The organism is Rummeliibacillus sp. BSL5 (assembly GCF_052928305.1).
In genome coordinates this window covers 50,172-70,123 of the sequence record NZ_JAVGCV010000003.1, presented here as the reverse complement: position 1 = coordinate 70,123, position 19,952 = coordinate 50,172, and the positions used below count along the sequence as shown (strand labels likewise).

General features: G+C 37.7%; 17 protein-coding genes. 11 read left to right on the top strand and 6 right to left on the bottom strand.

All coding sequences use genetic code 11. The annotated features are described in order from the left end of the window. Positions 1 to 117: 117 nt before the first annotated feature. The 3 genes from yhbH to RCJ93_RS12020 all read left to right on the top strand — a co-directional run bounded on the left by yhbH (position 118) and on the right by RCJ93_RS12020 (position 5,718). Positions 118 to 1,287, top strand: a complete 1,170-nt coding sequence (gene yhbH, locus RCJ93_RS12030) for a sporulation protein YhbH (protein ID WP_150285176.1) — start codon at positions 118 to 120, stop codon at positions 1,285 to 1,287. A gap of 58 nt (positions 1,288 to 1,345) precedes the next feature. Further along, positions 1,346 to 2,746 (top strand): SpoVR family protein, encoded by a 1,401-nt coding sequence (locus tag RCJ93_RS12025; protein WP_150285175.1) that lies wholly within the window; start codon positions 1,346 to 1,348, stop codon positions 2,744 to 2,746. 242 nt (positions 2,747 to 2,988) lie between these two features. Then, positions 2,989 to 5,718: a S8 family serine peptidase gene (locus tag RCJ93_RS12020; protein WP_446739103.1), complete on the top strand. Its 2,730-nt coding sequence runs from the start codon at positions 2,989 to 2,991 to the stop codon at positions 5,716 to 5,718. A gap of 42 nt (positions 5,719 to 5,760) precedes the next feature. On the opposite strand, the gene RCJ93_RS12015 is transcribed toward RCJ93_RS12020, so the two are convergent. Next, complete coding sequence (locus tag RCJ93_RS12015; protein ID WP_084247024.1) at positions 5,761 to 7,368, bottom strand: ribonuclease J; 1,608 nt, start codon at positions 7,366 to 7,368, stop codon at positions 5,761 to 5,763. 265 nt (positions 7,369 to 7,633) lie between these two features. Between RCJ93_RS12015 and RCJ93_RS12010 the strand changes: the two genes are divergently transcribed. Then, positions 7,634 to 8,086 (top strand): universal stress protein, encoded by a 453-nt coding sequence (locus RCJ93_RS12010; protein WP_066789814.1) that lies wholly within the window; start codon positions 7,634 to 7,636, stop codon positions 8,084 to 8,086. A gap of 46 nt (positions 8,087 to 8,132) precedes the next feature. On the opposite strand, the gene RCJ93_RS12005 is transcribed toward RCJ93_RS12010, so the two are convergent. The 3 genes from RCJ93_RS12005 to RCJ93_RS11995 all read right to left on the bottom strand — a co-directional run bounded on the left by RCJ93_RS12005 (position 8,133) and on the right by RCJ93_RS11995 (position 10,459). Continuing rightward, positions 8,133 to 8,879 (bottom strand): amino acid ABC transporter ATP-binding protein, encoded by a 747-nt coding sequence (locus RCJ93_RS12005; protein ID WP_305882084.1) that lies wholly within the window; start codon positions 8,877 to 8,879, stop codon positions 8,133 to 8,135. Between the two features lie 15 nt (positions 8,880 to 8,894). Next, positions 8,895 to 9,554: an amino acid ABC transporter permease gene (locus RCJ93_RS12000; RefSeq protein WP_446739102.1), complete on the bottom strand. Its 660-nt coding sequence runs from the start codon at positions 9,552 to 9,554 to the stop codon at positions 8,895 to 8,897. Positions 9,555 to 9,685: 131 nt separating this feature from the next. Beyond that, positions 9,686 to 10,459, bottom strand: coding sequence for an amino acid ABC transporter substrate-binding protein (locus tag RCJ93_RS11995; protein WP_066789800.1), 774 nt, complete (start codon positions 10,457 to 10,459; stop codon positions 9,686 to 9,688). Positions 10,460 to 10,728: 269 nt separating this feature from the next. Between RCJ93_RS11995 and RCJ93_RS11990 the strand changes: the two genes are divergently transcribed. Beyond that, positions 10,729 to 11,433 carry a DUF2935 domain-containing protein gene (locus RCJ93_RS11990; RefSeq protein WP_446739212.1) on the top strand — a complete coding sequence of 235 codons (705 nt, stop codon included), beginning with the start codon at positions 10,729 to 10,731 and terminating at the stop codon, positions 11,431 to 11,433. Positions 11,434 to 11,494: 61 nt separating this feature from the next. Here RCJ93_RS11990 and cysK read toward each other — a convergent pair whose 3' ends face one another. Together cysK and RCJ93_RS11980 are read right to left on the bottom strand one after the other, a co-directional pair. After that, entirely contained in the window at positions 11,495 to 12,418 is a 924-nt protein-coding gene (gene cysK / locus RCJ93_RS11985) for a cysteine synthase A (RefSeq protein ID WP_150285172.1), read from the bottom strand. Positions 12,419 to 12,929: 511 nt separating this feature from the next. Next, positions 12,930 to 13,460 carry an AAA family ATPase gene (locus tag RCJ93_RS11980; RefSeq protein WP_446739101.1) on the bottom strand — a complete coding sequence of 177 codons (531 nt, stop codon included), beginning with the start codon at positions 13,458 to 13,460 and terminating at the stop codon, positions 12,930 to 12,932. A gap of 254 nt (positions 13,461 to 13,714) precedes the next feature. On the opposite strand from RCJ93_RS11980, the gene RCJ93_RS11975 reads away from it, so the two are divergent. From RCJ93_RS11975 to RCJ93_RS11950, 6 genes are all read left to right on the top strand, one after another. Beyond that, positions 13,715 to 13,903, top strand: coding sequence for a hypothetical protein (locus RCJ93_RS11975; RefSeq protein WP_066789788.1), 189 nt, complete (start codon positions 13,715 to 13,717; stop codon positions 13,901 to 13,903). Between the two features lie 220 nt (positions 13,904 to 14,123). Beyond that, entirely contained in the window at positions 14,124 to 15,872 is a 1,749-nt protein-coding gene (locus tag RCJ93_RS11970; RefSeq protein WP_446739100.1) for a protoglobin domain-containing protein, read from the top strand. Positions 15,873 to 16,015: 143 nt separating this feature from the next. After that, on the top strand, positions 16,016 to 16,612 hold the full coding sequence (locus RCJ93_RS11965) for a VanZ family protein (protein WP_066789784.1): 597 nt from the start codon (positions 16,016 to 16,018) through the stop codon (positions 16,610 to 16,612). 56 nt (positions 16,613 to 16,668) lie between these two features. Continuing rightward, a complete protein-coding gene (locus RCJ93_RS11960; protein WP_084246948.1) occupies positions 16,669 to 16,821 on the top strand; it encodes a Fur-regulated basic protein FbpA in 153 nt (50 codons plus the stop codon). Positions 16,822 to 16,970: 149 nt separating this feature from the next. Beyond that, a complete protein-coding gene (asnB, locus tag RCJ93_RS11955; protein WP_446739099.1) occupies positions 16,971 to 18,797 on the top strand; it encodes an asparagine synthase (glutamine-hydrolyzing) in 1,827 nt (608 codons plus the stop codon). Between the two features lie 285 nt (positions 18,798 to 19,082). Next, on the top strand, positions 19,083 to 19,949 hold the full coding sequence (locus RCJ93_RS11950; RefSeq protein WP_446739098.1) for a C39 family peptidase: 867 nt from the start codon (positions 19,083 to 19,085) through the stop codon (positions 19,947 to 19,949). Positions 19,950 to 19,952: the final 3 nt, after the last annotated feature.

The window sequence follows — 19,952 nt, the reverse complement described above, 5'->3', positions numbered from 1 at the left end:
TATATCAAAAAGTTAAATAATTCAATCTCTATGCATAGTATAAGTAAAGCGTTAAGAATTATCCCAATGCAAACGCCAAGTGTAGAGTTTCTAAATTAAGAGATGGGTGAGGATATAATGGCTGAAAATCCGAATAAGCATTTTGTCATTTCACAGGAAAATTGGTCTCTCCATCGCAAAGGGCATCAAGACCAGCAACGCCATATGGAAAAAGTAAAAGAAGCTATCAAAAGCAATTTGCCTGATTTAGTCAGTGAAGAAAACATCGTGATGTCGAATGGGAAAGATGTCATCAAGATTCCCATTCGTTCATTAGATGAATACAAAATTCGTTATAACTATGACAAATCGAAGCATGTAGGCCAAGGAAAAGGAGACAGCAAAGTTGGAGATGTAATCGCCCGTGATGGCAGCGGCCAACAAAATGGGCCAGGCAGAGGGAAGAAGGCCGGAGACCAAGCTGGGGAAGATTATTATGAGGCAGAGGTAAGCATAGAAGAAGTGCAAAGTGTATTGTTTAAGGAGCTTGAACTGCCGAACTTACAGGAAAAAGATAAAGCAGAGATCCAATCGGAAAAAATTGAATTTAATGATATACGTAAAAAAGGGTTGATGGGCAATATTGATAAAAAACGGACTATACTGAATGCCATCAAACGAAATGCGATGAAGGGGAAAGCCGAGATTGCCCCTATTTATAATGATGATCTTCGTTTTAAGACGTGGGATGAGGAGATTAAACACGAATCAAAAGCTGTGGTACTTGCAATGATGGATACAAGTGGCTCTATGGGAAGCTTTGAAAAATATTGTGCGAGAAGCTTCTTCTTTTGGATGACGCGTTTCCTGCGCACCAAATATGAAAGCGTCGAAATTGAATTTATTGCACACCATACGAAAGCGAAAGTAGTGACGGAAGAGGAGTTTTTCACAAAAGGGGAAAGCGGAGGAACGATTTGCTCATCTGCCTATGTGAAGGCCCTTGAACTCATTAACGAAAAATATCCACCTTCTAAATACAACATATATCCTGTCCATTTTTCAGATGGAGAAAATATGTCTACTGATAATGATGCTTGTTTAAAACTTGTACAGCAATTAATGGGCGTGTCCAGCATGTTTGGATATGGAGAGGTCAACCAGCATAATCGTTTTTCAACGATGATGTACAACTATAAAAAGATTGTAGACCCTAAGTTTCGCCACTATGTCCTTAAAAGTAAACATGATGTATACGAAGCGCTGAAATGCTTCTTCCAAAAAGAAGTCGAAGAACAAAAGTTATAAGATTCAACACAGCTAGAGATAGAATGTTAGGTTAATAAGCGCGGAGGAGGATTAAAAAATGGAAAGAGAACTTCAAATAGCAATCGAAGAAATTACTGAGATTGCTAGTGGTTTTGGGTTAGACTTTTATCCAATGCGCTATGAAATTTGCCCCGCGGAAGTAATCTACACAATTGGCGCTTATGGAATGCCAACACGTTTTACCCATTGGAGTTTTGGAAAACAGTTTCATAAGATGAAGTTGCAATATGATTTAGGCCTAAGTCAAATTTATGAACTTGTGATTAATTCAGATCCTTGCTATGCTTTCTTGCTTGATACGAATTCATTAACTCAAAATAAATTAATCATCGCACACGTTTTAGCTCACTGTGACTTCTTTAAAAATAATATTCGTTTTTCCAATACACGAAGAGATATGGTGGAAAGTATGACTGCTACTGCAGAGCGTATTGCCCACTATGAAAGGCTGTATGGAAAAGATGAGGTAGAAGAGTTTCTAGATGCTATTTTAGCGATTCAAGAGCATATTGATCCTTCATTAATGCGGCCACAGCTCGGCGAAAAATCAGAAGAAGTGGACATAGGAGCTCCACGGAAAAGAAAATCGCCTTATGACGAGCTTTGGAATTTAGAACAACAAGAAGAAGAACCTCTATCCACTCGCTTCAAGAAAAAGAAATTCCCCGAGGAACCAGAAAAGGATCTCCTCTTATTTATTGAAACACACAGCCGCGAGCTGGAGGACTGGCAGCGAGATATTTTGACGATGATGAGAGAGGAGATGCTCTATTTCTGGCCGCAATTAGAAACAAAGATTATGAATGAGGGCTGGGCATCTTATTGGCATCAACGCATTATGCGAGAGTTAGATTTATCGACGGAGGAAACAATTGATTATGCTAAGCTGAATGCAGGCGTTCTCCAACCATCCAAAACCTCTATTAATCCGTATTATTTAGGAATTAAAATTTTTGAAGATATTGAAGAGAGATACAACAATCCAACAGAGGAAATGAAAAGGCTTGGCGTAGCACCCAATTCGGGGCGCCAAAAAATGTTCGAAGTGCGAGAAGTTGAATCGGATATGTCCTTTATTCGTAACTATTTAACGAAAGATCTAGCGAAACGGGAAGATCTTTATTTATTTGGAAAACAAGGATCTGATTATCGAATTACAGATAAAGACTATGTAGCAGTGAGGGACCAACTCGTTCAGATGCGCGTCAATGGTGGCTTCCCTTACATTGTCGTCGAAAATGGTGATTATCTAAGAAATGGAGAGCTCTTTTTAGTACATGGCTATGAAGGAATGGAGCTGGATCCTCGTTATTTAGAACAGGTCCTGCCTTATGTTTATCAGCTGTGGGGGCGGCCCGTGCATCTTCGAACAGTAGTAGAAGATAAATTTGTCCTTTATTCTTATGATGGAAAGAAAAACTCAAGAAAGTATCTTTAATACTGATTAACCCATGGAAAACTCTATGGGTTTACTTTTTTTCTAATAATAAACTAAAAAATAGGTATTATAGTTTATTGTGTAGGTAAATGTATTTAAGTAATAGTTCTATTTACATGCATTGATATAAGTCAATAGTTGAGAATATGAAAATTGTTAAAAAACCCTGTTGAAGAATAGAGTAAATGAGCTATGATGGATTAGGATGTTTTTCCAAAAAAAGTTTAATAGGAGGTTTTTAAGTGAAGCAAAAAAACACTCGCAAAATTGCTGTTTGGCTATTAGCATTTGCTATCATTCTAGGATTGACGCTTCCGCCGCAACAAAGCTTTGCAGCAGAAACGACTACTGCAACAGCAATTGATGATGCGACAGCTATAACAAATGGCGCGGCCGTTAAAGGTTCATTTGACCAACCAGGTGTATATTGGTACAAAGTTACACCAACGAAAGAAGAAGTTTCAAAATACTCACATATAAAATTCGATATAAACAGTGACCAAGTTGTAAATGTATCTGTTTATCCTAATAAAGCAAAAGCAATCGCAGATGATGCTTTTGAGCAATACGTAACAGGGACAGTTTCTGATCAAGCTGCTACTATTTCATTCCCTTACGCATGGGAAGGACCTTATTATGTGAAGGTGGAATACAGTGGCTTTGCAGATGATCTTCCGATGGAAGGTCTTAGTGAGGATGAAGGTGGTAGCACAGACTCAGTCAACTATAGTATCACAGCAAAATCTGTTAAGCTTTCACCTGCTAAAGAAGAAGCAACAGGCTCTGTATGTCCTGTTGAATACAGTGTCGCAAAACAAAAAAGTGCTACACAAATCTTAAAAGATATCCGTCTATTCCGTGATGGTACTCTAGCAAAATCAACACAAGGCAAGCAGCTATCATCTTTATACTACAAAGCAGCACCATTCCTTGTGGCAAAAATGATTTTTAACAAAGATACAAAACAAGATGTGTACAAGCATTTGGTTGAAATTCAACCGCTTATCACTGATCTAAACCAAAATGGCGGAAACAGCACACGTGTTATCAGCAAATCAGAAGCGAATGCGATTAAGCAGCTTTTCGACATTGCTCATGCTGCAGTACCAGCTAAATTACAACAAAGCATGGATACTATCGCGAAAAAAGTACAGATTGATAGCCTAGCGGGTGAAGATTTAGTAGCTATCGCGAAAAATGTTGGTATTAAATTAAATGGAAACTCAGCTTCCGGTAAATATATTGTTAAATTAAAAGATGGCAAGACATTGAAATCTGTGCAATCTAAAATCTCTGGTAACAAAACGTTCTCTACATTATCAACTGTTGAACACTCAGATGAGTTGCTTGACAATACGTATGTGGTAGAAATGGATGCAAAAACAGCAAGCATGAGTGCAAAAGCTCAAACTAAAGCACTTCAAGCAACTGTTTCCCAAGTAGAAAAGTTAAATGAAGTAGAATATGTAGAGCCTGTCCAAACCTACCATGCGCTATCTAGCGATGTTTTATCAAGTTATCAATGGTCATTAAAGAATCTTGGTAAAAATGAAGGAACAAAAGGCGCGGATGTTCAAAATGATAAACTTCAATCACTATTAAGCACTAAAAAAGTTAAAGATACAGTCATTGCAGTTGTAGATACTGGCGTTGACTATACTCTTGCTGATTTAAAAGGACATGTTGATCCGTCTATCGGCAAAAACTTTGTTGACGAAACAACAGGTCCATTAGATGATAATGGTCACGGTACACATGTTGCGGGCATTATAGCAGCAGAGGCAAATAATGGATATTCAATTCAAGGTCTTGACCAGCACGCAAAAATTATGCCTGTCAAGGTGTTAACAGCTGATGGAGCAGGCGATACAGAAACAATCGCTAGAGGTATTAAATATGCTGCAAGCCATGGCGCAAAAGTAATCAACCTAAGCCTTGGTGGTTCATATAGCCGTACACTTGAAGCAGCAATGCAATATGCATCTTCAAAAGGTGTAGCAGTTATTGCAGCATCAGGAAATGATGGCCAAATGGGCATTTCATATCCTGGACGTTCTCGCTATGCTATTTCTGTAGGTGCTACAAACGATTGGGACATTGTGTCGGATTACTCCAACTTCGGTGAAAAATTAGACCTTGTTGCACCGGGTACGAATATTCCTAGCCTTGTGCCAAACGGTAATGTGACATATATGAGCGGTACTTCAATGGCAGCGCCTCACGTAGCAGCTGTTGCTGGATTATTACGTTCTGTTGATTCTACATTAAGCGTTTCTGATATCAAAACAATTCTTCACCAAACTTCAAAAAATGTAACCTTTGAAGGTAAAGATAACACTGGTGAGGAAGGAAGCATCTTTGATATGTTGTTAGGTGGCGACATGGATCCGGAAGATTTCGATCTTCGTGTCGGTACTGATCTTGTATCAGGCTATGGCCGCTTGAATGCATTTAACGCTGTAAGTACTGCAGATTTACGAGTAAAAGTACATCCAATTTTAGAAAGAACAACTTCAGTAACAGGCAGAGCAAAAACTGGTTCTAAAGTTATCGTGAAAAAAGGCTCTAAAGTGATTGGTAAAGCCACTTCTGTACATGGAAAATTCAAAGTGAAAATTCCTGCACAAAAAGTGAATCAACACTTAACAATGACAGTGACGAATCCATCATATAAAGCTGCTTCAACATTAGCTTTGTATGTAGCAAAGGACAATCGTCCGGCAGCACCAGAAGTAAAAACTATCACAACTAAAACAACTGTTGTGACAGGTTTCGCAAAACCAAAATTACAAGTAGTTATGAAAAATTCAGCTAAAAAAGTAATTGGCAAAACAACAGCTTCAAAGAATGCTCAATTCAAAATCAAGCTGAAAAAACAAAAAGCCGGCACGAAATTATATTTCAATACGGTTGATTCTAAAAAACGCACAAGCAAAACAGTTACAGTTACTGTGAAAAAGGCGAAAAAATAAAAGATAAAAGCCCCTACTATAGGGGCTTTTTCTTTTGGCCTTTTATATCTCAAAAATTATAGGCAAAATCATCGGTCTTCTTCTTGTTTGTTCAAATAAATATTGGCCAACCGATTTTTTTACTTTGCGCTTTACGATATTCCATTGCTGTGCGTCTCTGCCCTCTAAATCTTCTATTGTAGATGCAACGAGGCGGTTGACCTTTCCGAGCAATACTTCATTATCTTTCGCATAGACAAAGCCACGGGAGATAGTGTCGGGAGGGGCAGTCATGCTGCCGTCTTCTTTGCTTATGGTGAGTACAATGACGAGCATCCCATCTTCAGCAAGCTGTTTTCGGTCGCGTAAAACAATTTCTCCCACTTCGCCTATATCAATGCTATCAACATAGGTATCACCAGCAGGAATTTTACGCGTTTGCCTTGCTTCTCCTTTTTCAATATCCAGCACGTCTCCGTTTTGCATAATAAAGGTGTTGCCTTCCTCTACGCCGACAGACTCAGCCAACTCACGGTGAAGATACAGCATTCGGTATTCGCCATGAATCGGAACAAAGTATTTCGGTTTCATAAGTGTCAGCATCCATTTCAAATCTTCTTGGTAGCCATGTCCGGAAACATGCATGCCTGTAATGCTAGATGAGCCATAGATGACTTTTGCTCCAAGCTGGAAAAGATTATTGACAATACGTGATACATCTTTTTCATTGCCCGGAATAGGAGAGGCTGAAAAAATAACAGTGTCTCCAGCATGGATTTGAACATCACGGTTATCTGATGTCGACATTCTGGAAAGCGCAGCTAACGGCTCCCCTTGACTGCCCGTACAAAGTACCACGACTTCTTCAGGGGGCAGACTCATAACAGTTCGTGCATCTACTAATAATCGCGGAGGTACCTGCAGATAGCCTCTTTCAATCGCAATTGGAACGACAGTGAGCATACTTCGTCCTAACAAAGCCACTTTGCGGTTTGTCTTTACAGCTGCATCGATAATCTGCTGAACACGATTGATATTGGAAGCAAAGGTAGAGATTATGATTTTCTTCTCTGCCGCGAAGAAAGCTTCATCAATATGTTTTCCCACTTCTTGTTCAGAAGGAGCGGACCCTGGGCGTTCAGCATTGGTACTCTCTGATAAAAGAGCCAATACGCCTTTGTTGCCGATTTCTGCCATTTTATGGACATCTGAATATTGAGCATTCACAGGTGTTAAATCAAATTTAAAGTCACCTGTATGTACAATGATTCCTTCTTCAGTAGAAAAGACAATTCCCAGGCAATCTGGAATACTGTGACTCGTCTTAAAGAAGCTCACTTCTATGCGATCAAATGCAATCACTGTATTGGAATTTATTTCATGAAGCTTTGTTTTACGTAATAGCTTATGCTCTTTTAATTTGACTTCAATAAGGCCAAGGGTAAACCGAGATGCATAAATAGGAACATTTATCTTCTTTAGGAAATAAGGGATGCCACCAATATGATCTTCATGGCCATGCGTGACAATCAGACCACGAATCTTTTCTTTGTTTTCCATGAGATAGGTGATATCAGGGATAATCAGGTCGATCCCCAATAGACTTTCATCGGGGAACTTGCCGCCGCAGTCAATAATCAAAATTTCATCTTCATCTTGGATAGCATACATATTTTTGCCGATTTCATTTAATCCGCCCAATGCAAAGATGGATAAAGCGTTCGTATTGTTTTTTGCCAACTGTATAACACTCCTCTTGCCAGATTTCTTATCTTCATCCCTAGTATGGCGTAATAGAAAAGCAGTTATGCAAATGGAATAGAATGAAATGTTTTAAAAAATACACAAATACCAAAAAACGTCTGAGCTGTTCCATCTCTGATTTGAAATAACTTGAAAAAGGGTATAAATTGAAAAAGAAAAGGGGGTAGATGAAATGATTGGAAATTACAAAAACATACTTATAGGTATTGATGGCTCTAAAGAAGCTGAGTATGCCTTAAAAAAGGGCGTTGAAATCGCTAAACGTAACCAAGCTAAGCTACACTTGGTGAATATCATTGATTCAAGAGCGTACGCTGTATTAGATTCTTATAACCTAACAGATGAACAAAGAAATGCAGAACAATTTGCTAAAAGTCTATTAGAAGGCTACAAAGAAGCAGAAACAGCTGGCGTTTCAGATGTTAATTTAATGGTTGAATACGGCTCACCTAAAACAGCTATCACAGGGGATATTGCTAAACAAGTGGAAGCGGACTTAATTATTTGCGGTGCAACAGGACTAAATGCGGTAGAGCGCTTCTTAGTCGGTAGTGTTACCAATGCGATTGTCCGCACTGCAAACTGCGATGTGCTCGTTGTCCATCCACCATACTTAGAAGATTAATAAAAAAGTTGGCCACAACTATTTGTTGGCCAACCTTTTAAATGGATTATTTTAAATTCCGACGCAAAAATGCTTTTGTCCGTTCGAATTGTGGGTTGTCAAAGACTTCTTCGGGTGTGCCTGCCTCCAGGATTTCACCTTGATCCATAAAGAGGACACGATTTGCGACTTCACGTGCAAATCCCATTTCATGCGTTACCACAATCATCGTCATTTGCTCTTTAGCTAATTCTTTCATAACGCTTAACACTTCTCCTGTAAGCTCAGGGTCTAGTGCAGACGTTGGTTCGTCAAATAACAGAATGTCCGGCTGCATCATGAGGGCTCTTGCGATCGCCACACGCTGTTTTTGGCCGCCTGATAGGTTAGAGGGATAGGCAGATGCTTTATCTGCCATGCCTACTTTTTCTAACAATTCCATACTGCGCCGACTAAGCTCTTGAGCAGATTCTTTCTTTACAAGCTTAGGTGCCATTTCTAAATTTTCCTTTACCGTTAAATGAGGAAAGAGATTGAAATGTTGAAACACCATGCCCATTTTGGTAGATGCTTTCTTTAAATCTGAAGGTGAGGCATAAGCACCTTTATTTACGAGATATTCACCATCAATATTGATAGTGCCGTCATCTATTTTTTCAAGGTGCACCAAGCTTCTGAGCATAGTACTTTTTCCTGAACCAGAGGGACCGATAACGGCTACCACTTCATTTTTTTGTACATCAAAGGTGATACTTTTTAATACTTCTAGATCGCCAAATGTTTTCTTTAGATTGGTCACTTCCATTATTGCCATATCAATTGCTCCTCTCTATTCAAATGTAAACCGTCGCTCGATCCACTTGAAAAGCAGTGTTAAGATTAGTGTCATGATTAAATAAATAATGCCGGCTATAAAGAATGGCACAATAGTGAAGTCCCGATTTACAGCTGTTTCCGCAAAATGTAATAATTCTGGTACAGCGACTGCATATAAAAGAGCAGTATCTTTAATTAATGTCACAGATTCATTTGCAAGTGATGGGATGGCAATCCGAAACATCTGTGGCAGGATAACACGCACTGTAGTTTGGAGCTTGTTTAAGCCCAGTACTTGAGCTGCTTCATATTGACCTTTATCGATAGCCAATAAACCACCTCGGAATATCTCTGCAAAGTATGCCGCGTAATTTAGGATGAATCCGATACACGCTGCAGTAAAACGGTCTAATACTAAATATTGTCCGATTCCCGGTATCATAGGTAAACCAAAACAAATAATTAATAATTGTAGCAAAAGCGGCGTGCCCCGCATGATATAAATATAAGCTTGGGCTAATAAGGAAAGCAGTTTGATGCTGCTGTTGACAGCTAATGTTAATAAAAACCCAAGCGGAATGGATAGCACAATGGCTATGATAAATAATAATAGCGTCATTTGAGATCCTTGAAGCATTGGCTTTAGAATCGTCAGGATATAATCTAAACTCATGTCATTTCCTCCTATAAGGCTCGCGCGCCTATTGTCCGCACAGCGAAAGCAATTCTTCCTATACGAATAGCATGTTTAAGGAATGGGCACCCAAGCCTCAAAATAAAGGGAGAATCATTTCTTTATTGTTGTTACTTTAACACCTTGTCCTCGCCGAACCATTTGTTTGAAATTTTCTTCGCAGTACCGTCTTCGTTCATACTGTCTAAAGCCTTTTGCAGTTTATTTAACAGTTTTTCATTGCCTTTTTTCACACCGACACCATATTCTTCAGGTGATAGCGATTCATCTAATACTTTAAATGTGCCAGGATCTTTGGCCATATAATAATCAATTACCACTTCATCAATAATCACGGCATCTGTTCGACCGCTTTTCAGATCATTTAATGCCATCACATTATTTGCATACTCACTAGTACTTTTGAGAGTAGCTTTTATAGGGCTCGCATCTAAAGCGTCCGCAGCAGAAGATTGAGCTTGCAGACCGACGATTTTGCCTTTTAAATCTTTTAATGAAGAAAGGTCTGTTTTTGCTAGTGTTGCAACGACTTGCGCATTTTTTAGATAAGGTTTAGAAAAGTCTACTTTTTTCTTTCTTTCGTCCGTAATGGTATAACCATTCCAGATTAAGTCAATACGTCCGCTATTTAATTCGGATTCTTTCGCTTTCCATTCAATAGGCTGAATATCTACTTTATAGCCCATTTTCTTCGCAGCAGCTTTTGCATAGTCGATATCAAAGCCTACTAGGTTATTATCTTTATCTCGAAAGCCCATTGGCGCGAATGAGTCATCTACACCGATGGTCAATGTTTTTGAATCAGAACTTGATTTGCTGGAACATCCAGCAAGTATGCCTAGCAGCATAATGGATGTAAGGAAAAGCATGGATAAACGTTTCATAATTCAGACCCCTTGCTTAATAGATTTTTATTTACACTTTAGCGCACTAGTATGCTAACACGATAAAATTATAACATCCTTTTGTTTTTGAGTAAAATATTTTTTTAGATTGTTTTTAAGAGCTTAGTAAAAAAATTTGTATAAATTTATACATAGTACAATCCTTCATCACAATAGACTGAGGGTAGAGTGATTTTGAAGGAGTGATAGAGGTCGCTGATTATTTAAAAAGTGCAGTGTATGAACATGACTTTTGGCTAGAAATCCTAATGAATCATGGTCAATTTATTCGTGACTCTTTATATGAATCTGAAAAAGAAGCTATTGAGAAAGCAAAAGGTTTTATCGAGCGTTTTAAGGAGCTTCATGAAAAAGTAAAGGCATTAGATATTGCAAGCGCGCCAAGATTTGCAAGTGAGGCCAATGAAGCGGCAGAGCAATTAAAGCAATTCAAATTCGATATCATTAGACGTCAATTAGAAGGAAAGATCGGAATCCATTTAACCCCTTCCTTTATTGGGCATATGGTGCTGGAGCTAGAAGAGTACCAGAATGTTTTGGGTTATTTAGAAAAAGGAGAAGTTCCGCCCATTTTTCATGAGTTGCACCATCACTTATTATGGTTGAGAGATGCTTATGGGCATGCGGGAACAATAAACGATAATATGGATGGAGTGGAAAAGAGGCTCAAAGAAAAAAGCCATTTGTTCACTCAGCATTTTGAACAATTTTATTTAAAGGCAGTGGAGTTAACTACTTTTTTGCAGGCTAATATAGATTCTTTCCCAGCGTTGAAACGATTTAATAATGAAGTAGACGTTGAAATGAATTTGTTTAAAACATTTTTGCTAGAGTTAGAGGAACACGAGCTAAGTGCTGAAGTATTAAGCAGCTTTACAGCGCCCATGGCAGAACATATGGCAAAGGAGGAGCAATACTATTTATTGAAGTTAGCAGAATCGAGAAGTGCATAGGAAGGCATGAAAAAAAGAGAATGAAAAACCCAAGAATACTTGATTCTTGGGTTTTTGATTATTAGTCTTCAAATAAATCGGATGATAAATATCGCTCGCCTGTGTCTGGTGCAATGCAAAGCACTTTAGCAGTAGGTGGCAGCTTTTTAGCTACTTGAACTGCCATAAAGGCTGAAGCAGCACCTGAAGCGCCAACAAAAATACCTTCTTCCGCTGCAAGGCGGCGTGCCATGACTGTAGCATCTTCATCTTCAATATGAAGAATTTCATCATAGATATCTCGGTTTAAAATAGAAGGGACAAACCCAGGGCCTGTGCCAGGAATTTTATGCGGTCCAGGTTGGCCGCCAGAAAGAACTGGTGAACCCGCTGGCTCTACTACATAGATTTTTAAATCAGGTAACTGTTTTTTCAGCTCTTCACCTGTGCCAGTTACTGTGCCGCCTGTACCTGCTGTTAAGACAAAGGCATCCAATGAACCATCAAATGTATCTAGGATTTCCACAGCAGTTGTTTTACGATGGGCATCCGCATTAGCTTGGTTATCAAATTGCATAGGAATGAAGCTATCTGGAATGTCTTTTGAGAGACGTATAGCTTCATCAATAGAACCTTGCATCCGAAATTCGGATGGCGTCAAATGAACCTCCGCACCATACGCTTTCATAATTTTAATACGTTCCTTTGTTGCATTATCAGGCATTGTAATGATGCAGGGGTAACCTTTTACTGCACACACCATAGCAAGACCAATTCCTGTATTGCCTGACGTCGGCTCAATGATTGTGCTCTTACCAGGAATGAGTTTTCCTTCTTTTTCAGCTCTTGTAATCATATTGAGAGCTGCACGGTCTTTTACGCTTCCTCCAGGATTAAAAGACTCTAATTTAATAAAGACTTCTGCTCCAGTTGCTTCGGGAATTTTATTCAACTTAACGATTGGAGTTTTTCCGACTAAGTCGAGAATAGAATGATAGTAGTTCATTCTAAAGCCACCTTTCAATACTATTTTCAATCCTTCTGAATCCATTTCAAAAACCTTTATAATAGTGTATTAACGAAATGTGAAATTTTTAATCATTCATAATGTCAATTCATCTCACAGGACACAAGGCTATCCATTTATTGAAATTGATTCTGTATCTACACCTGTATTTTAATTATTCTTATAAGATTACTATGATATATAGTAATACAGAGAATTTTCATTTTCAATGATATTAAATTATTGAAGTATTCTCTAAACAAAAGAAAAGACTTGTTTTGAAAAAAGATTGTTCGAACAAACCTTTAATATATTCAATTGGATTAAGATTGTTGAAGATCGTTTTTCGAATAAAGCCCTTAAGTCTAGGAATGATAAATAGAATGTAGGTATACAGATTAATAAATTGTCTGTATATACAGGATTATTAGGATTCTCACACTTTCATTTGGAACATTATTTGTATGTATAATGTATAAGCATATTACTAGTAAATTAGAAATAATTTAGTTTAATAAAGGTTTAATTTTTCTTTTATTTCTTGAATGATTTCAATGATACTAACCTTTTCAGTATCTATATACTCTCCAAAATCATATTGATTGTAAGCCTCTAAACATTTATCGGTTTGTTGAAAACACCAGTTTCCTTCTTCCTCTCCACGGAGTCTTAACCTTTCGTAAATTGTCTCTTTACTTGCACTCAAGCAAAAGTGATAGGTTTGATCATCAATACTTTTAAATCCGTTATAAATGAAATGAAAGTATTCTATTTTCCTAATCGTCATTGGCACGATTAGATTGATCTTATATTTTGTAATTAACCTTTTTGCCACATCAACAGTTAACTCTTTCCATAATTCTAAATCTTGAAAGTCTCCTGTAGTGGATTCTGTTCTTTTTATATCAATAGGAATAACATTTCTTAACATATAACCTATCTCTTCAGGGTCATATATCATACTATGTTCAATTTCATTTTGAAGTGTATTTGCAATAGTGGTCTTACCCACACCAAATGCTCCGTTTATCATAATAATCATTACACCTTCTCCTCACTTTTTATTGTTAATGAAATTATAATTACTTATAAAAATGAATGCTAACCTTAGTTAAGGCAGGCCTGCTTTTTTGCGTTTTAATTGCTGTTTTTGGGTACTTATTCTATAAATAAGTCCTTGGAAAAATAAATTTGTCCAATTTGTGAATGAATTGTTGACATTTTGTGTCCGACCGGCGTATTATATAGACATAAAGTTGTCACAATTGAACGTTTAAATTAAAGGGGGATGCCAAAATGAATTTTAATGATCTTATCCTAATAGCCGTATATTGCATGAGCATTCCGTTGGTTTGCGCAGTATTCTTCGATGCGTTTTACGCAGAGAAAAAGAGACGTAGCTTTTCATTGAAAAGAGTCTCTGGCTGGTATGCTTTATTCTTTGTTTTATCTTTTGTTCCAACAGTTATGTTTTTTGCATCATAAATATGATTTTAAGTAGGGAGCCATTAAAAATGGCTCCCTTTTTTAATTATTGTTACCTAAAACACTATGAAAATAGTGTAAAAAAACTAGATATAAAGTTGTATTAAAGTAGGTGGAACTCCATTATAATAAGGTAAATACGTTCCCTATAGACATAATTTCTTGTGGCTTTTGAATAAATATATAGGGTGTGTTGCTGAAAACGAAGGAGGATCATCTTATGTTTCCAAAGTTAAAAAAACACTATCAATATTTCTCTTCCACACCTGGTACCGATCTTGTCGCCAATGAAAGATTTCAGCGCAAACTTGATTTTTTGGGACTTTCCTCTATTAGGAGAGAAGCGGTAAAAGATTTATGCGACCTGTATATTGAACATCACGAAAAGATCTTGACGAGCTTCTATGAACATTTAATGGCTATTCCGGAATTTAAAGAAATAATCGATACGTATTCACATGTTGATCGTCTAAAAATAACCTTTGACCGGCACTTCCGTAGCCTTTTCCAGGACGACTTGGATTTACAATATATTTTTGATCGCCGTAAAATCGCGCATACACATGCGAAAATTGGTGTATTGCCAGATTGGATGATTTCAGCATATACCTATATCAATCAAATGATTATTCCACTGATTATTAAAAAGTATAGCCGAGACATTGAAAAGGCAATGGATGTCCTTTTAGCTTATGAAACGTTGGTAAGTATAGACCAGCAAATCATTGTTGAGACCTATATAGAAATACAAGCAAACTCTATTGTAGATGGATTAGGCGAGATTATTTCCTATAATACTAGGCTTGATCAGATTAAGGATTTGAGGGATTTTCAAGAAATTCAAATGCAAGACGTCATGGTTGTAAATGAAGCGATGGAACAATTAGAAGCGGGTATAGAAGAAGCATCTTCATCTATCCAACACATCACCTATGACACGCAAACAGCATTGAAGGAATTGAATAAAGGTATTAGCTCGTTACAATCAGTACAAGAGTTGCTGGCAGTAACAGATGAAGGTCAAGGAAGCGTTAATGAACATGTCTCAGATTTGGTTAGTACAGTCAATAATGTCTCTCAGCTGGTAAAATTTATTCAAGACCTAGCGGAACAGACAAACCTACTTGCATTAAATGCATCGATTGAAGCCGCAAGAGCAGGAGAGGCTGGTAAAGGTTTTGCCATTGTAGCAGAGGAAGTAAGAAAACTGGCAGATCATACAAAGACCTCTGTTAAGTCTGTGCATGAAGACATTCAAAAGCTCTTAATTACTACAAAAAAGATTAATGAATTAACAACTAAATCAGCAGAAGATTTACATATTGGCTCCCTTGAAGCAACAGGCATTACAAAGACATTAGCTGCTTTGAATGAAAACCTACAAGATCAAGGTGAAAATATCGAAGATGTCGCTTCAGTCTCTAAGCAGCAAGCTACCGCTGCTAATGAAATCGTAGACAGGATACGCAATATTGCTGAGCATGCTGTCAAAAGCAAAGAATTATCCCATACAACGGGAGAAATTATTTATACACTTAGCAAAATGATTATAGATTACCGTACAAATACCATTTCAAAGAATTTTATTATCAGTCAGGAAGATGTGATATCATTGGCTATTACTGATCATCTGCTCTGGCGTTGGCGCATCTACAATCTACTTAGCGGTTTTGAACAATTGAGCGCCGAGGATATTGGAACGCACAAAGAATCACGGCTTGGAGAATGGTATGATGGAATGGGCAGAGAATTGCTTGGAGATGAACCTGCATTTAAGGAATTAAAAGTACCACATGAACAGGTACATGAAATCGCAAAATTGGCCATAAATGCTTATAACGCTGATAAGAATCAACTTGCAGAAAAATATTTAGCTGAATTGGAAGCTTGCTCACAAACTGTGATTGAAAAATTAGAAACACTTAAAGAGGTAATTCTTTCAAGAAAAGCCCCATATCTAACAACATAAAATAGTAGGAAGTTAGTGCTGTAACGTAGGGAAGTAGTTCTATCTTTCTTAAAAATCCAACTTTATTAGAGATATTTATGGTGAGCATGCAACCTAATGTTATATAATTTGTCCTGTTAGATAGAGAGAAATGAGTGAAGAAGTTGTCTTATATACTTCAATACACACTTGATATGCTAATTGTTATGATGATTGCTGTACCCTTTGTTATTTTCATTCGTTTACGGATGAAAAGAAAACAAAAGGCCTCTCAACGTAATCCGCTTCGTGAAGCAGGAGTAATTATTTTTGGGATTTATTTAGTGGGCTTGTTTTATGAAACCATAATCCCTAAAAATGGCGTTAGCTTTAGCTATGCGGAAAAGCGAATCACGGATACCGATTCTTTAGGAATCAACCTCCATTTGTTTCGTGTATTCACAGATGTATATAACGCCATACATTATTTAGGTTTATGGCAACCGTTTTTTATTAACTTTCTCGGGAATATCGCTATTTTTATGCCCATTGGATTTCTTCTTCCAATGTTATGGCGGAAAATGGAAAAATTCTTCTATTTATTGATCGTCGGATTTTGTTTATCCCTTTTTATTGAAACGATGCAACTTCCCCAGTACCGAAGCACAGATGTTGATGATTTATGGCTTAATACGTTAGGCGCTCTATTGGGTTTTCTGGTTTATCACCAACTAGTAAAAAGAATGCCTTGGCTGAAAGAAAAATTCAAAAGAAGAGTTTAAATAAACTTCAAGATGGGGAAAGTTTAAATGGCATTAATGTTAAGAGGAGATACAGCATGAACAAGCAATCAACAATCGAAGAAGAACAAAAAAAAGATGATCTAATAGATAACCTAATGAAGCTTGGTGTATTCAAGCTGCAAGATCTGCAACTTTACCAAGTTTCATTGGAAGTATTGAAGAAAGAATATAAAAAACGGACAAATTAACGGATTGCTACTCAGTGGCAATCTTTTTCGGTATGTAAGGGTACATATAAATGGAAAAATAGAGTATAATCAAGAGATGTCGAAAGTTGTCAATGACATTGGCTAAAACATGAATTAAAGTGAATTGATATAGATAGGAGATATTTAATATGTGTGGATTTACAGGATTTATCGGTGAGGTTTCAAACCCTGGCCTTGTACTAGAAAATATGATGAACCAAATTATACACCGCGGCCCGGACTCGGCGGGAGACTTTACAGATGGACTAGCAGCTCTTGGGTTCCGTCGTCTTAGTATTATCGATGTAGAGCACGGCAGCCAACCGCTTTATAATGAAGACCAATCATTAGTATTAATTTTTAATGGTGAAATCTATAACTTCCAAGAAATTAGAGAAGATCTTCTTGCTTGTGGCCATACGTTTAAAACGGATACAGATAGTGAAGTATTGATCCATGGATATGAAGAATACGGCCCTAAGCTTGTCCAAAAGCTACGTGGTATGTTTGCTTTTGTGATCTGGGATCGCAATAAAAAGCGCTTATTCGCTGCACGTGATATGTTCGGTATTAAACCTTTCTATTATGCACATATGAATGGAACGCTATTATTTGGCTCTGAAATTAAGAGTTTCTTGCCTCATCCGCATTTTGAGAAAACATTGAATGAAAAAGCATTAAAACCTTATTTAACATTCCAATTCCCTGTATTGAATGAAACTTTCTTTAAAGGTGTATTCAAATTGCCAGCAGCTCATTATTTGACTTTTGAAGATGGCAAGTTAGAAGTGACACGTTATTGGGAACCAAAATTCCATCCGGAAGAACGTCCTCTTGATGAGATTGTCGATGAGATCGATGACACTGTCCGCGACTCTATTAAAGCACATGAATTTTCAGATCCAAATGTTCAAGTGGGTTCATTCTTATCATCTGGTGTTGACTCAAGCTATGTAGCTTCTGTTTTAAAACCAGATAAAACCTTCTCAGTTGGTTTCAGTGCACAAAACTTCTCTGAAATTGATAATGCAAAAGAATTATCAACTGAATTAGGTATTGAAAATATTAATGAAGTACTTGATCCTGAAGTTTGCTTCAATAGATTAGATGAAATTCAATATATGATGGATGAACCACATTCTAATCCGTCTATCGTTCCACTTTATTTCTTAGCAGAATTAGCACGTAAACACGTGACAGTTGTATTGTCTGGGGAAGGTGCAGATGAATTATTCGGTGGTTATGCAGAGTATGATGAAACACCTTCTATGCGTAAATATAAAAAAATACCTCAATTAATTCGTCGTCCAATTGCAGAAGTAGCTAAAGTTTTGCCTGAACTTAGAGGCAAACACTTCTTAATGCGCGGAGGTCTACCAGTAGAGCAAACATTTATTGGACAAGCGCATATCTTTGAAGAAAAAGAAGCGACTGAGATATTGGCAGATCGTTACAATCATGCGCCTACTGTAGAAGACTTAGTAATGCCTGTTTATAAAAAAGCTGCGGGTGAAGATGATTTAACGAAAAAACAATTGCTAGATTTGAATTTATGGTTAGTAGACGACATTTTATTGAAAGCAGATAAAATGAGTATGGCGCATTCTATTGAATTGCGCGTACCATTCCTTGACCGTGAAGTTATGAAAGTAGCATCTAAAGTGCCATCACGCTACCGTGTCAATGAACAAGATACAAAATTTGCTTTCCGTAAAGCTTCAGAACGTGCATTACCATCAGAATGGGCAAACCGCAAAAAAATCGGGTTCCCTGTTCCTATCAGACTTTGGCTGCAAGAAGACAAATACTTCAACAAAATTAAAGAGGCTTTTGAATCGCCAGTTGCAGCACAATTCTTTGATCAACAAGCAATCGTTCAATTATTAACAGACCATTACGAAGGAAAAGCGAAAAACCAACGTAAAGTATGGACAATCTATATGTTCCTAGTATGGTACAACAAATATTTTGGCTAATATTCCCTTTCCCTATAAATTGCAATCTAATCAGTGTACCTGATTGAGTGTTCCAGTTGGGCATACAGGCAACAATTCACCGACCCTTATCATTAGCTTAAATGGTAGGGGTCGGTCCCTGATGCCTGTTATCCGGGATATAAAAGGATGTTATGCATGTTAAAGAGAAGTATAATGCCTCGGCATGTGCTCCTCTTTTGCTTTATATTGCTTTTTTCCGTTTATCTGAGCGGTTGCAGCAGTGTATTTCCAGCAAAAGAGGGAGAGCAGGATGAGGGCATAAAAGTGTTAACCGTCGCCTTTGGGAGCAGAGAACCCATACCCAATACAAAGGTAATCGTCCGTGACTTAGATACAGACAAATTAATTACCACTGCAATTGGGAACAGTGAAGGCGAATTGACGTTACATTTGGAGAGGAATCGCAGGTATTTGTTCATCCCCTCACATGAGGATTTTAAGAACGAAGAAACAGCGAATGTCTCGAAAGTGATTAAGATTAAAGATGATACAACTTATGTGGTACTGGAAACCTACAATCAAGAAGATAAAGCAATGGACGTGCCTGTTGTTCTACAAAAACCTGAGCTTCCCCACGGATGTGAAATAACTGCAATGACCGCAGCATTCAATTATTATGGTTTAAACTTGTCTAAAATTAAGATGGCTCGCAAGTACTTGCCTACACAGCCATTAATTAATCGTGACGGCAAACGAATAGGCCCAGACCCGGCAAAAGCATATGCTGGTGATCCAGCTAATGTGAATACAGGTACCTATGTGTTTGCTAAAGTAATTGAAAAAGCAGCGAAGAAAGTATCGAAGGATTATCATGCAGATATTCAGGTACAAAACCTCACAGGCGCAAGCAAGCAGAAGATTATTAGTACTGTCAAACAGGGCATCCCTGTCATGATGTGGGTAACACTCGATTTAACAAAGCCACAAACAAAGGAAGGCTGGTATATCGAGGGGACCATGAAAAAAATGTCCATGTACCGTAATCTGCATGTTGTGGTGCTTACAGGTTATGATGATGGAAAAGTCATTGTAATGGACCCATTGCACGGTTATGTATCACATTCCGCGTCCAAGTTTTTTGCAAGTTATAAAGACTTAGGCAAGCAAGCAATAGCTCTTAAGAAACACTAAAGC

Excerpts from the sequence above, each read along its gene's own strand:
- RCJ93_RS11960 (WP_084246948.1), top strand. The coding sequence starts at position 16,669 with ATGAACAAGCAATCAACAATCGAAGAAGAACAAAAAAAAGATGATCTA.
- RCJ93_RS12025 (WP_150285175.1), top strand. The coding sequence starts at position 1,346 with ATGGAAAGAGAACTTCAAATAGCAATCGAAGAAATTACTGAGATTGCT.
- RCJ93_RS12000 (WP_446739102.1), bottom strand. The coding sequence starts at position 9,554 with ATGAGTTTAGATTATATCCTGACGATTCTAAAGCCAATGCTTCAAGGA.
- RCJ93_RS12005 (WP_305882084.1), bottom strand. The coding sequence starts at position 8,879 with ATGGCAATAATGGAAGTGACCAATCTAAAGAAAACATTTGGCGATCTA.
- cysK (WP_150285172.1), bottom strand. The coding sequence starts at position 12,418 with ATGAACTACTATCATTCTATTCTCGACTTAGTCGGAAAAACTCCAATC.
- RCJ93_RS12015 (WP_084247024.1), bottom strand. The coding sequence starts at position 7,368 with ATGTATGCTATCCAAGATGAAGATGAAATTTTGATTATTGACTGCGGC.
- RCJ93_RS11990 (WP_446739212.1), top strand. The coding sequence starts at position 10,729 with ATGAATCATGGTCAATTTATTCGTGACTCTTTATATGAATCTGAAAAA.
- yhbH (WP_150285176.1), top strand. The coding sequence starts at position 118 with ATGGCTGAAAATCCGAATAAGCATTTTGTCATTTCACAGGAAAATTGG.
- asnB (WP_446739099.1), top strand. The coding sequence starts at position 16,971 with ATGTGTGGATTTACAGGATTTATCGGTGAGGTTTCAAACCCTGGCCTT.
- RCJ93_RS12010 (WP_066789814.1), top strand. The coding sequence starts at position 7,634 with ATGATTGGAAATTACAAAAACATACTTATAGGTATTGATGGCTCTAAA.
- RCJ93_RS11970 (WP_446739100.1), top strand. The coding sequence starts at position 14,124 with ATGTTTCCAAAGTTAAAAAAACACTATCAATATTTCTCTTCCACACCT.
- RCJ93_RS11995 (WP_066789800.1), bottom strand. The coding sequence starts at position 10,459 with ATGAAACGTTTATCCATGCTTTTCCTTACATCCATTATGCTGCTAGGC.
- RCJ93_RS11975 (WP_066789788.1), top strand. The coding sequence starts at position 13,715 with ATGAATTTTAATGATCTTATCCTAATAGCCGTATATTGCATGAGCATT.
- RCJ93_RS11980 (WP_446739101.1), bottom strand. The coding sequence starts at position 13,460 with ATGATTATTATGATAAACGGAGCATTTGGTGTGGGTAAGACCACTATT.